We start from the raw sequence: 13,410 nt of genomic DNA, 5'->3' as shown, positions 1-13,410 counted from the left end.
TAAGTTTTTCAAAGTGAATATGGATTGTTTGTTTTAGAGATATTTCTCATGGCGACAAAGCAGATAGAATTCTTTGACGTTTCAGCAAAGACCCCCAGTGGGAATCATCACGATGTTGAACGAACACAAACGTTGAGCCGAACAAACAGAGAGCCGTTTCCAAGCCGAGCTGCCAGTGCATCATCGTTTCATAAAAGTGATGGTGCTAACGAGCTGGGGGAAGGGGAGACGAGTTGGTTCACATCTCCTGTCGTCGCAAAACCGTCTTTAAACTCGAACAGACTTTCTCGAGATGAAATGAATCTCGCTGAGTTTCCACTCAGTGTACTCTCCACTCGGGTAAGTCCGGGGAAAAAGACCCTGGAGTTTGAAGATTCAGTTATTGATAAAAACGGGAATCCAATTAAGCGGCAGTGGATTATTACCGCTGCCGATAAATTCGGGCTCCCCACGTCCTCTGATGATGAGGTCTTATTAGGATTGTTAAAGATTTCTGTCGATAGGGGACTGAACGAGAGACGGGTTTATTTCACCCGCTATGAATTACTGAAAACCTTGAATTGGAGCACAGAGGGGCGGAGCTACAAGCGCCTGACGAACGCACTTGATAGACTGAGTGGGGTTCGTATCAAAGCCTCGAATAGTTTTTATGATAACGATTCGAAGTCGTTCAGTACTCGGAACTTTGGGATTATTGACGAATACGAGATTAACAGTGGGAAAAGTCAAAATCCGAAACCTTCGTTCTTTGTCTGGAGTGAAGTTTTACACAAGTCGTTTTCATCTGGATTTATCAAGAAGCTTGATTTTGACTTTTTCTTAAACTTGGAAAGTGCGGTGAGTAAACGTCTTTACCGGTTTCTCGATAAACATTTCTGGTATAGAGCAAAGTTCAGCATGAACCTCTTTACTCTGGCACACGAGAAAATTGGTGTTTCACGGACGTACAAGTATCCAAGCTCGCTACGCCAGCAGATTGACCCAGCTGTTGAGGAGTTAGTGAAAGCAGGTTTCTTGTCTCACGTAGACTACCAGGGAAGGGGGAAAGCGACTGAAATTATCTTTTATGCAGCTCCAGATCACGGGAGACGAAGTCAGAAGCCTCAAAAGAGAGTCTCTGAGGGAAGAAGAGAGGAGGGTGCCGAAACCCCGAGAGGGTCTGCCAGAGAGGCTAATAGTGGCAACGCTCCAACGAGAGACAGTTGGATACTGGCTGAACAAGAGCCATCCTCTCAAGACGATCTGCTATTTGAACAAATTTGCCAGCGTGGGGTACATGAGACGCAGGCAAGAAGGTTGGTTGAAGCCATCTTCCAATCAGGGAGCGAACAAAGAGCCCAAGAGATTCTGAATCACTTTGACCAGCTTATAGCGGAAGGAAGCCCTCGGGTTTCTCGAAATGCTCCAGGATTTCTGTTCCGAGCTCTTGAAAAACCAACAGAGTTTTCGCTTCCAGGAGAGAGAGCTGGTGGAACAACAGCGAATGGGGAGATGCGAAGTGCGACAGCTCGGGCAGAATCTGGGAACCAGGCGTTCTCTCAGCAGAGACCTAGACAGCAGTCTAGTTCAGAGCGGCTGAATCCAAATCGCTTAGAAAAAGAGCAATATTTACAGACCGAGTATTTGAAGGAAAGAAAAAGAGAGCTCGTGCGTCTTAGAGGGGAACTCGAGCCATCAATCGTAAAGAAGCTAGAGAGCGAGGTAAGAGAAGCGTTAGAGAAGATTAAAGGGCTCGTTACGGAATCAGGATTTGAAGAGACGGTACAGCACGGTGTCGAAGAGAAGATAGCAAAACTGTGTGTGATTCCAGATTTTGATGAATGGTTGAAAGCGCGGAACAAAGGAAACAGTTAGTTCGCTTCCTATTCTCTCGTACCCCTCTGTTCAGGAACACCCGTCCCGGACGGTACGGAAAATTCGTATATATAACCTCCAGCAGGTTTCTAAAAGAGCCTATGAGACTCTTAACATACACTAAATGTTTAAGTGACCCCTGGATCTGAACGATAATCAGAGTAGCCGTAGTAACTGTAAGGGATTCGAAGAGAGAGTAGCCTGTTTCATCATGGACAGACGATATAAAGAACACTCAATCCTAATCGTAGACGATATGACTGCTACGAGGACCCTGGTAAGAACGCAGCTACAAACTCTTGAGCTTGCAAACTTTTGTGAGGCGGAGGATGGAGCGCAAGCATGGCACTTACTTGAAGAGTGCTACCGAAAACAGAGTCCTCTTGATATTATAATCTGTGATTGGAATATGCCGAAAATGAGCGGCTTGGAATTACTGAAACGAGTAAGAGGGGATGACCGTTTCAGTAAGATTCCGTTTATTATGCTGACTGCTCAAAATGAAACTGAAGAAGTCATGGCAGCCATTGAGCTTGGTGTTAGCGAGTATATCATTAAGCCGTTTAATGCTGAGCAACTCCACAAAAAAATGAATTGGGTTATAAAGAAGTTTCTATAACAAATCCAAATGAGCAGTAAGGTCAAGTAGTGTCACGAGCCCAAGCTCCCAGCCTCCTTAAAGCGAGCATCCCCCTAAAAAAACATTCAGAGATCTGAACCTCCTCAAAAAAAACCGACTCTATTCCTGATTTCTATGTTCAAACAAGGATGGCACGCCTCTTGAAACTTTCGTGTTCATTGGACTGAATGGATACGGTATGAAAGTGGATTTTAGCGGAGCTGCTTCCGCCCTTCAAAAGCTGATGATGGGGCCTGCGGCTGAGAGTAAGCCGCGCACCAGTACAGAGAGTAATTTCTCCACATTGCTCGGAGATTTACGACCTAACCTACTGAAAAAACCCGAGATCAACTCGTCGCTACCATCTTCCTCTCCTCCTACCAATGACCAAACGCCTGACGGGGGAATTCCGCTAGCTCGCTACTCATTTGAGTCCCCTTCGTTTTCTACTTCTGCACTTTCTCCGAGCTCAGTCACACTCCCCACATTAGAGGAAAATGGCACAGTGGGTGTCAAATCTCCGACACTGCTTTCCGTGAAAAGACTTTCGGCAACGGACTCCAGTGCTGGTGTAGAGGTTCACGCGCCCAAGAGAGAACGAGTAGAACAAGTAGAGAAACTTGTTCAAGCAGCAGGTGAACAGCACGGGATTGATCCATCTCTTGGCATGGCGGTTGTTTCTGTTGAATCAGCCTTTAATCCGAAAGCGGTCAGCAGTGATGGTCATTTTTCGAAGGGGCTATTTCAATTACTCGACTCGACAGCAAAGACAATTATCGAGCGAGATGGCTTGAATAATCAGTACGTGCCGTATGAATCGGTACAAAATGTAGACCTTGGAGTTCGGTATCTTCGATACCTTCATGAACTTTTTACCAAAGAAACCACGTTATCAAACGGTATGAAGGTTCACCCAACGGCAAATTCAACCGATCTGGAAAAACTTGCCGTAGCTGCCTTTAATGCTGGAGAGGGGAGAGTTGCAGCATCTCAGTCAGCCGCGGTGAAGGCGGGTGAGGACCCTTCTCAATTCGCAGATGTAGCTCGCTATCTACCTGAAAGCACGCAGGAATATGTCTTGAAAGTCATGAAGGAGAAAGAGCAGTTTAGCCTTTCCTCTGATACCGAATGAACCCCCATCACTGCGAGGTCCTCACAGGTTGGCAAGCCTCTTGCTCAATCTCCCTAGCGCGGAGAAGAAGGGGATTTCTTTACCCCTTGTCTCAAGTTGTAGCAAAGCAGGTTAGCAGTAGGTAGCGGTGGTACAGAGGAAAACAGGATTCATATCTGCCATGGAGAGAAGGCATGACGATTAACATTCGAACTAACGTTGCTTCATTAGGAGCTCAAAGAAATCTTTCACAATCTTCGGGTAAACTACAGACGGCCTTTGAACGCCTATCGTCAGGTCTTCGTATTAACCGAGCAAGGGATGATGCTGCGGGTTTAGCCATCGCTGAGGCGCTTCGAGCCGATGCTCGTATCGCGTCAGTGGGGATTCGGAACGCATCGGATGGTGTTTCGATTATCTCTATTGCTGACCAGGCGATTGGACAAATCGGTAATGTTCTTACTCGTCTCGCTGAGCTTGCAGAACAGTCTGCGAACGGCGTATACGGGAATACCCAGCGGTCCGCTCTTCAGAACGAATTCGACGCCTTGGTTCAGGAAATGGAGCGAATTGCTCTTACTACTGAGTTTAATGGTTTACAAATTTTAAGTGGTAGTCAGCAGGTTACTTTTCAGGTGGGCTTTGATGGGACGTCACTATCTCAGATTACCTTTTCCGGGGTAGGGGCTACGTTGCAGGCACTAGGGCTTGCCAGTGCAGGGAGTTCCACCATGCTTTACTCCATTTCTGGCGCAACATCAGAGGCATCTCAATCAGCCTCTCGCCTGGCAATTGATGCCATCAATTCGGCTATTACTTCAGTCACTCGTAATAGGGGAACTCTTGGAGCAGCAGAAGCTCGATTAGAAGTAGCAGTAAATAATCTGCAGGTCGCAAGAGAGAATTTTAAAGCAGCTGAAAGTCGTATTCGCGACGTTGATGTAGCGGAAGAGTCGGCTGAACTCACTCGACTCAACATTCTACAACAGGCAGGTGCTGCGGTTCTAGCCCAGGCTAACGCACAACCGCAGCTAGCACTTCAGCTTCTTAATGGATAAGGGTCTGGAATACACGGGATAGTATCATCAAGGGATTGAATCATGACTTTAAATATTCGTACGAACCTAGCCTCGATTAATGCTCAACGAGCGCTTAACTCGTCCAGTAGAGGTCTACAGACAGCGTTTGAGCGTCTCTCATCAGGGCTTCGCATTAATCGAGCGATGGATGATGCCGCTGGACTTGCTATTGCTGAGAATCTCAAAGCAGATGCGCGAGTCGCTTCGGTAGCTATGCGGAACGCATCTGATGGAATATCGGTGGTCGCTATTACTGATGGCGCTATTTCCTCTATTACGAACGTCCTGAGCCGACTTGCAGAGCTTGCTGAGCAATCAGCGAACGGGGTGTACGGGAATGACCAGCGTTCTGCTATACAGCTTGAGTTTAATGCGCTCATGAGCGAGGTTGAGCGAATTGCCCACACTACCGAGTTTAATGGTCTCAAGCTTCTGAGTGGCGGCGGTGAGATTACGTTTCAGGTCGGATTTGATGGGACATCAATCTCTCAGGTCACATATTCTGGAGTGCAAGCAACCTTAGAAGCCATGGGTCTTGCCAGTACGGGTTCTTCTATCCCAGCGTACTCTATCCAAGGGAGCACATCCATTGAATCTCAGTCTGCTGCTCGTCTTGCTCTTGATGCAATCAATGGTGCCATCACCAGCATAACGCGGAGTAGAGGAACTCTTGGTGCAGCGGAGAGTCGACTTGATTTGAGTATTAGAAATCTTCAGGTGGCGAGAGAAAACTTCAAAGGAGCAGAATCGAGAATTCGAGATGCGGATATTGCAGCAGAATCAGCCGAGCTTACTCGACTTACTATTCTCCAACAGGCAGGTACTGCGATTCTTGCACAGGCGAATCAGCAGCCATCGCTTGCACTTCAGCTGCTTGGTGGATAGGGCTACTCACGTTTTTAGCAGATTTATGGAATTACTGCCGCGAAGGGTTGTTTTCAGAGGCATTTTCCTTCAGACCATGAACGCGTATTAACTCCAGTTCTGCTGCTGTAAGGAGTCCATTCTCGAAAAGATGGAGATACTCTTCACTTAAGGAAGTTCCGAAGATTGCATAATCATCAGTATTTACGGTTACCCGTAGCCCAGCACGCAGCATGTCAGCTATCGGGTGGCAGCTATAGTCATTCACTAATCGAAGCGCCATGTTACTTGCTGGACAAACATTTACCGTCACTCGTGCTTCAACGAGCGCTTCGAGAACCTCTGAATTTTCGGAAGCCCTGATGCCGTGTTGAATAGCATCTGGTTGAACATGCTCGTATTCTTTGAGCACCCGCACTGCATCTCCTACTTCTCCTGAGTGAATCTTAATCTTTAATCCTTGTTCTTTCGCTTGGCGCAAATATTCCGAGAAATATCCTATTTCACGAGCTAGTTCATCACCATAAATATCAACTCCCTTAAAATATTTGGTTGCCAGAGCTTTTTCTGCATTTTCTCTCCAGAGCTGTTCATCTATCTCACGTGCCATACCGAGATCAGGATGGACAGTAATGTGTTCGCGGAATTTTGATATTTCATCTTCAACAAGGATCACGAAGGTCTCCCATGAAATACCAAACGCTAATGGCAATCGAATATCAAAACTTAACTCTGTATAGACTACTCCGTCTTCAACCATGTGTTGTAACACTTGTTGAAGAATGTAGCGTAGCTGATCTGGGTGCCTGAAGTGAGGAAAGAAGGCCGTCTTGAGATACTGTAAAAAATGCGGAAGACCACCTGTAAAAATATCGGGTGGTGGTTCGAGCGAAGACTCAAATACTTCTTGATACGCCGAAAATGGGGCAGATAGAACCATGTGTGCATGTACATCCGCTTTAGGAATCTTACGTATCGATTCGATGTCTTTGGCAGCCAGTAGGTTTTCGGTTAGCATAGACGTTCGTTAAGAAAATACACCTCTGTAAAGAATATAGAAGTGTGCCTGAGAGGTCTATGAGTGAAGAGGATTCTCTTGCCTAAAATCCTTAATGGCAGTGTTGTAGAGCTTCATACTACGCAATAAGAGGCTTACATGACGACGAACTGATCCTACCGTTTTGAAGAGAGGCTTATCACCTTCTACGTCATGAAAACGAAAGGGAAAATGAAGGTCTCGAAAACTGATATCTGCTTCAGCTCCCAAAGTGTCTGAAACAGCCTCTAGTCCCAGCGCGTTGCATCGCTTTCGGCCAAGAAACACTTGAACATCTGGTTTGTAACCGTCTTGCTCCGCAAAATATTCGATTACGGTTTTGACAAAGAATGCTGTTTTCCCAGTACCATCACTATCGATAATGAGTAGAGATTGGGGCCATACTTTTAGATTTTGAGTGGCCTGTTTGTAGATTCCACGGCAGATCGTGAGTGAATCCTCAGAGCATGCATGGTCCAGATAAGCATATATTCGTTGCGAAAAGAGGGTCTGGAGCCCATTTGGCTCGTGCTCCCGTAAGGATAACGATCTCACATGCTCATACATGTTCGTGACTTCTGTAACGAGTTCCTCCATGGGTAGGCTTTGTCTTCGGCTACTCGTCCCAGAGTTTGTTACCGTTGTACCGGGTAAGTATGCGACTGAGTAATCACCGTTGCGGCCGGCGATAGCATCTCGGTATTTCATATATTCTAGGAGAACCAGTGCATCCCTAGCGAGGAACACCACTCCACCGTCATGTTTCTTTATTCTGTCTGCGACATGATGAAGGTGCTTTGTCCATCCAGAAAGATGCTGAAACTCGGGAAAGCGCTCCAGCTCTTCTTCGGTAATTTCCAAACCAGATGTTAGCTTTCGAGTGATTTCTCGAAACTGTTTTACAGATTTATGAGTTCTTGCAAATGGGGCAATCGATGGGAGTTGGGGCAGGCTATCAGGATAGTCTTTTCTCGTAGTCGTCCCTGTCCACTCCTCTTTGTTTGAGAGGAACGACAACATCGAAACTGTTTTTTTGATTATTGAATACTGCTCGTCAGCAGAGAATGGACGATGTGCAGGGACACCTTCGGCACTCAGTGGAAGGCTCTGAGAGTCGAAAGACCAAGGGAGAACCTGCATTTCTGGGAGCGAAACCTGCTGAGCCTCCATGCTCGGTAGCATACGAAGCAGGAATCGAGCTGCAATGCGGTCTTCAACTACACTGGGATTATCAACGTGTGTCTGCCAGAGAGAATGCGATGAATGTTCACCAAATCCCTTAACAAAACAAAACCGAGTTGATTGATAGAACTCCTCAATCGACCCTTTATTACACCACGAAGAGACGGGATCATAGGCGATATCATGGGTAAACGGAATGACTCCTGGGCTCAGATACCACCCATTTGAATCACCTCCTCTTACTTGTAACAGCTCAGCTGCATCTTGATTGAAAGACAGACCGCATGTTTTTAAGGCTCGTCGAATGGCGATATCCTGAAGGTGCACACCGTGAGAGTGTCTAACCTCTTGATGCTCGTAGTCCGTACCACTTTCTACATTCGTCGTAGAGTTGTCATACACGTCTCTATAGTTCTTCGTAATGAACGTGGCAATTTGAGGATGCTTTTTGAAGAAATCAACGTACGAGTTCTCATAAAGTGCGAGAGCAGCCTTTTGGGGAAGTCGTAGAGGTCCAAACAAGTGCTCCATCGACCAATTTTCATTGCCGAACCACTCGTTCCACTGTTGTTCAAAAAATGCTCTTTCTTTGCCTAAGAATCCAGGGCGAAGAGAGCCTGAGCCCTCAAGAGCCAAGACTGCAACCTCTCGTGACGCGAGGCGTCGTCGTGGTTTCAATGCTTCAATCTTGTGAACAACATGCCCAGCAACATTTTGAGCACCAGTTTCAAATGTTCTCGGAATTCCAGTTGGCAAGTGAATTGGAGGATAGTGAATCTGGTGAGCACTGGATGAAGAGGTTGAGGTGTCTCGAGGAAAAAATCTTTCATCGAGGGGAGCTGAGGGATCGAATGCCCCTGGGATTGCAGGAGGAACTCCCTCTGCCTTTATCTCATTTTCTTTTCCTTCATCTATTGGTAACACGTTATGCTTCCGTTTTTCTTCAATTGGGAGCTTTCAGTGTAACGAGAGATGAATTCTTAAGGAAAAATAGATTATATCATAAAATCAGAGAGTTAAGGGCATAAAAGCCTCGTTTTTTCTTCTTCATGGCGAGCCCAATAGTTATAGCGAGCCCAATAGTTATAGCGAGCCCATTAGCGTGTCGGAGATGGAGGGAGTCCTACGGCTGAGCGAACCTTTTCCAAAATTGGGCCGCTGATTGCAAGCGCACGTTCTCTACCAGCGCTTAAAATCTTACCCAACATATTTTCATCACCCCGAATATTTTCAAACGTTTTTCGGGGTTCCGCTAAAGCACCTTCCATAGCTTGATACAGCTCGTCTTTGGCATGTCCCCAACCTAACCCGCCAGCAGCCAGCCTCTCTTTCAGGTCTTGATATTCATCAGTGGATGCAAAGTGCTGGAAGAGCTCTCCAACTGATGTCCCGTCTAATTTCTTGGGCTCTTCAAGTGGCGTAGAATCAGTCACGAGCGACATCACTTTCTTCCGTACTGCTTTCGGTGACGCGAATAAGGGAATAGTATTGTCGTAAGATTTTGACATCTTCCTTCCGTCAAGTCCTGGAATAATCATCACTTGTTCGTTGATGAGTGATTCAGGTATTTTAAGGAGGTTCTCTCCATAGAGAGCATTGAGCGAGCCTGCCATGTTCCGAGCCATTTCAACATGTTGTTTTTGATCCTTTCCGACTGGTACAACGTCAGGCTCATACATGAGGATATCTGCAGCCATAAGCACAGGGTAAGCGAACACTCCGTGATTTACTTCTTTCTCCTTGGCTACTGCATCTTTGTATGAGTGAGCTTTTTGAAGATATCCAACTCCAGTAACGCAACTCAGATACCAAGCAAATTCTGTAACGTGTGCAAGATCGCTTTGGCGGTATAAGAGGTGTTGTGAAGTATCAAGTCCTAAAGCGATCCAGGATGCAGCGATATCAAGTGACTGTGCACGTAGTGCCTTAGGATCTTTATTTGTAGTCAGGGAATGAAGGTCGGCGATAAAATAGAGACACTCATATTCGCTCTGTAATTTCAGAGCTTCACGTATGGCTCCCAGGTAGTTGCCGATATGAAGTTCGCCTGTTGCTCGAATTCCAGTCAGTGCGCGCTTTTTAGTCATGTCCCTAACACCTCTGTTTATCACCCTCGATCATGCCCCAATGTGGCCAAGAGGTCTATGGCAGAGTAGTTATAAGTGCCAAGAATTATGGAGAAACTTTTTTTAGACTAAGAATTTCTTTCGTGAGAGACTGGGAATACGAGGTTTTTAATATGAAGGTACTTCAGTTTCCAGTTCACAAAATTCCATCTCAAGATGCCTCTGCAGGCTCTCATAGTGCCTCTGAAAGCTCGTTACTATCCGATGCTGAATTTTCTGATACCGACAACCGACAGAAGCCAGGCTTATGTCTGCATCTTGAGATCAAAAGACATAGAGAACAGATCGCCTCTCTTTCTGAGGCAGAAGCAGCTGGTAATCCCTGGATAGCAGGAGTATATGAGCAGCTCGGAAGGGCGCTTTTCAAGCTAGCAGTAGAGGAAAAGGATACAAGGGAGCAGTTATCGGCGGCTGAGGCCGCGTATCAAGAGGCGCTTCGTCTCTCTTCGCTTCATGGAGATCTTCCTGGAGCTGCGCGTTGTCTTACAGAGCTTGGAGCGATATCGAAGATTTTTGGAGACGCTCCGTTGAGTGAAGAGCGATACGAACGTGCGGCTGAACTTCAACTGATGCAAACTGCTCTTAAAATGATTCCAGAAGAAAATCGTTTGAAATATAATCATCCTGCAGTGCCGAAGATTCTATCAGCCAAAGAAGTCTCTGGGTTTGAGGCCGAGCTTGGTACAATAGTAGAAGAGGAACTAAAAGATTTTTCGGAGCTTCAAAAGAAGCGGGTTCAGACAACTCTTTATCGAAGTATTGATACTGCGGTTCAAGAAGGACGGTGGATTGATGATGCTTTTGTTATTATGCTCAGCCAAGATCTTGTTGCCAACCTCTTGCTCACATCTGCAGAGCTGAATACGAACTGGCAAGAAGCAGCTTCTCAAATCTCTTATAAGGCATTGGGAAAGGCAGCCCGATTTTTTGATCTTGGTTTAAAGGAAGAGACGCTTCATCAACTCGCGGCGCGTTTTGTGTAAAATTGTTTTGTTGATGTAACAGAGACATTCATGCGTTCCTTGGCTCGGTAAGGAATTGTCTGAAGGTAAAAATGACAGTAGGGTAATACTCAGGACAGTATTATTCAGTCACGTATATCGTATTAATAAGAGATTGAAAGAGGATCTAGCGAGTGAATCGGTCACACAAAGCGGTATTCTATGCTTTTGTCTGCCTCCTTATTTTAATTCTATTGCCGATTCACCTAAAAACGTTTTTTGCAATCGCTGGTGATGCGAATCTTGTTCAAGCCACAGATAACTATCAAGATTATCTCTTTGCACATGCAGTAAAGGCAGGGCTGGATCCGTACCGTTCTCTTAGCGTCCTTCATGATGCTATGTCTGATATGAACCTTGGCTCTGATATGAACTTTGGCAAGACGCTTTTGTGGTATAAGCACGGACATGCTACGCCACATCCGCCCACGGTCTTTCCATTTATTTTCTGGATGAGCTGGGTCTCTCCCCAAGTCGCCTATGTCTTGTGGGCTCTGATTGAGTTTGGATGTTTCACGGCAATCATTTTTCTATCGACAAAGATATTTAATCTTCGTCTATCATTGACGCGGTATGTTCTTGTTTTCTTGCTCGTATTGAGTGCGGACCCAATCCAAATTGATATAGCAAGTGGGCAGTTTGGTCTCATTGCGTGTTTGTTTCTTACCCTCTATTTCTACTATCAACAAAAGCGTGAGTACTTCTATGGAGGAATCATGCTTGGGGCAGCAATCAGTATCAAGTTTATCGGTATCTTATTTTTGCCATTTTTATTTTTCCAGAGGGAATGGAAGACACTTCGAAGCGCCCTCTATACGGTGATTACACTTTTTGTTCTGAGTTGTCTTTGGGTTTCAATCTCTTCAATCCAAAGTTACTTTTTTGAAGTACTTCCCCATGTCTCAAGGATATATGGAGAGCACCAATACAATATTTCAATCTGGCGAGTCCCGAATCTTTTATTTCCTGAAGCTGTTTCCTCAGAATTCCCTGGTGTGAAAGTTGGCATAATGGGATTACTTGCTATCGCCGTTTTTCTGGCTGTTTATCGGGCTGCTCGCGAATCGCGTTATGTAACTCTCCTTGCTCTTTCATGCATTATTTCCCCGATATCATGGGTTCACTATTTTAGTCTTTTGGTGCCGTTGCTAGTTGTTATGGCAAAGGAGTCACATAATAAAGCCCTTCCACTTTTTCTCTTCGGACTTTTTTGCTGTATGGACAGCGTGTCTCGTTCTGTACTCACTTTAGTTCACGATGACTCTGTCGCTAACTTAGAGCTTTATGCGGGTATACCTCTTCTCACTCATTTCATGTTGATGGTCTGGCTGTGGAGGAATGAAAAGAAATTACTCGTGGTCACTGATGATGCATCTCTTGCCGGTGTTGAGATAAGACATCAAGAGAATCAGGAAGAGAGGCGCGAACCAAAAAAGCTGATGGTGAAAAATAAACTTTTCTGAAAGATAAAACGTTACGGCTAGTAGTGAGCTTAAGAGAAAAAGTACGAGAGTGCTTGGAGAGTCTGAGTCGTTCGTCTTCAGGTGAAAGAGCGCAAGGAATGGCACTATAAGTATCGAATTATCAAAAAACCAACAAAAAGGGCTAAGGACGACAGAGAGAAGAACAATGAGTGAAATGAAGCCATCAGAGATTTTTAATGGCTGATGTATGACGAGATAACCGAACAATATCGGCACGGGGAGTAAGGACATGAGACGAGAGAAAAATAGTCGAAATGGCGATCCATCGGGGAAGAAATAGTAGCTCGTAACGCTTGATAGAGATGCGGTAATCCACTGATTTGGAGCCTGAACACCTTCAATAGTGTGTTGATTGCCGATGGTGCTTACCCACGCATAAAGCGAGTTGGGTGCCACAACCAAGGTAATTATGATCAGCGCTAATAAGGGACCTGCACTCAAAATAAATTTGCGGCACGATCTTTCTTTCAATATCCACCAAGCAAAAAGGGTGAGAGGAAGGAGGAATAGTTGAACTTTTAATGAAAGAAAAAGAAGAGAGAATCCAAGAAAACTAGCCTTTCGTTGTTTTATACCTAGAAAGTAAAGCGCAGTTCCGAGGGTGAGAAACCCTGAGATCTGACCGAGCTTAAGACCCATCCAGAAAGGTGGGAAACAGAGCATAAAAAGAAAAGAAGCAAGTAGGATTAGCGCGTTGACCTTTGACTTCTCTGGAATGATGAAAAGTGGAACGCTCCAAAACGCAACAACGTTCGCTATTGACCAGATTTTTGCTGATAAGGAGAACTCGAAGCTCAAGAGAGGAGCGAACATTATGAGAAGCCAGGGAGGATTCCACATCATCATCGGCTCTCCCCGTGGGCCCAAGTTTTTCTGAATTTCTAGCATGAGTGGCGGGGAATAAGGATTTTGCCCTTCTAGCAGGAGTTGGAAGGCACTCCAATATTCGATGAAATCCCCCTGTCCATAACTCCAACTCCAGGTGTCATCTGCAATGAGACTGGTGAAGTAAGCAGAGAAGTTTTCATAGAGAGGTGGAATACAGAAAATAAGG

Annotated in this window: 11 protein-coding genes; 7 read left to right on the top strand and 4 right to left on the bottom strand. The window is 45.5% G+C overall.

Annotated elements, in window-relative coordinates:
• Window positions 1-48: 48 nt before the first annotated feature.
• From EBR25_10230 to EBR25_10210, 5 genes are all read left to right on the top strand, one after another.
• Complete coding sequence (locus EBR25_10230) at window positions 49-1,854, top strand: RepB family plasmid replication initiator protein (GenBank protein NBW41358.1); 1,806 nt, start codon at window positions 49-51, stop codon at window positions 1,852-1,854.
• Window positions 1,855-2,065: 211 nt separating this feature from the next.
• The gene (locus tag EBR25_10225; protein ID NBW41357.1) at window positions 2,066-2,473 is read left to right on the top strand and encodes a response regulator; all 408 of its coding nucleotides are present in this window, start codon (window positions 2,066-2,068) and stop codon (window positions 2,471-2,473) included.
• Between the two features lie 172 nt (window positions 2,474-2,645).
• On the top strand, window positions 2,646-3,605 hold the full coding sequence (locus EBR25_10220; GenBank protein ID NBW41356.1) for a hypothetical protein: 960 nt from the start codon (window positions 2,646-2,648) through the stop codon (window positions 3,603-3,605).
• A gap of 173 nt (window positions 3,606-3,778) precedes the next feature.
• Entirely contained in the window at window positions 3,779-4,642 is an 864-nt protein-coding gene (locus EBR25_10215; protein ID NBW41355.1) for a flagellin FliC, read from the top strand.
• Window positions 4,643-4,684: 42 nt separating this feature from the next.
• On the top strand, window positions 4,685-5,548 hold the full coding sequence (locus EBR25_10210; protein NBW41354.1) for a flagellin FliC: 864 nt from the start codon (window positions 4,685-4,687) through the stop codon (window positions 5,546-5,548).
• A 31-nt stretch (window positions 5,549-5,579) separates the two neighbouring features.
• Here EBR25_10210 and EBR25_10205 read toward each other — a convergent pair whose 3' ends face one another.
• The 3 genes from EBR25_10205 to trpS all read right to left on the bottom strand — a co-directional run bounded on the left by EBR25_10205 (window position 5,580) and on the right by trpS (window position 9,832).
• Window positions 5,580-6,545: a hypothetical protein gene (locus tag EBR25_10205; GenBank protein ID NBW41353.1), complete on the bottom strand. Its 966-nt coding sequence runs from the start codon at window positions 6,543-6,545 to the stop codon at window positions 5,580-5,582.
• A 57-nt stretch (window positions 6,546-6,602) separates the two neighbouring features.
• Window positions 6,603-8,669 (bottom strand): hypothetical protein, encoded by a 2,067-nt coding sequence (locus EBR25_10200; GenBank protein NBW41352.1) that lies wholly within the window; start codon window positions 8,667-8,669, stop codon window positions 6,603-6,605.
• A gap of 173 nt (window positions 8,670-8,842) precedes the next feature.
• On the bottom strand, window positions 8,843-9,832 hold the full coding sequence (gene trpS, locus EBR25_10195; protein NBW41351.1) for a tryptophan--tRNA ligase: 990 nt from the start codon (window positions 9,830-9,832) through the stop codon (window positions 8,843-8,845).
• Between the two features lie 122 nt (window positions 9,833-9,954).
• On the opposite strand from trpS, the gene EBR25_10190 reads away from it, so the two are divergent.
• Both EBR25_10190 and EBR25_10185 read left to right on the top strand, forming a co-directional pair.
• Window positions 9,955-10,854, top strand: a complete 900-nt coding sequence (locus tag EBR25_10190) for a hypothetical protein (GenBank protein NBW41350.1) — start codon at window positions 9,955-9,957, stop codon at window positions 10,852-10,854.
• Window positions 10,855-11,006: 152 nt separating this feature from the next.
• Window positions 11,007-12,335 carry a DUF2029 domain-containing protein gene (locus EBR25_10185; protein ID NBW41349.1) on the top strand — a complete coding sequence of 443 codons (1,329 nt, stop codon included), beginning with the start codon at window positions 11,007-11,009 and terminating at the stop codon, window positions 12,333-12,335.
• On the opposite strand, the gene EBR25_10180 is transcribed toward EBR25_10185, so the two are convergent.
• A partial coding sequence (locus EBR25_10180) for a DUF2029 domain-containing protein (GenBank protein ID NBW41348.1) occupies window positions 12,222-13,410 on the bottom strand: 1,189 nt, incomplete at its 5' end. The two genes, EBR25_10185 and EBR25_10180, sit on opposite strands and share 114 nt — an antisense overlap.

The organism is bacterium, from assembly GCA_009926305.1.
Taxonomy (GTDB): Bacteria; Bdellovibrionota_C; UBA2361; order UBA2361; family RFPC01; genus RFPC01.
Note: the sequence above shows the minus strand (reverse complement) of the source record. Positions and strands in the feature narration are given on the sequence as shown.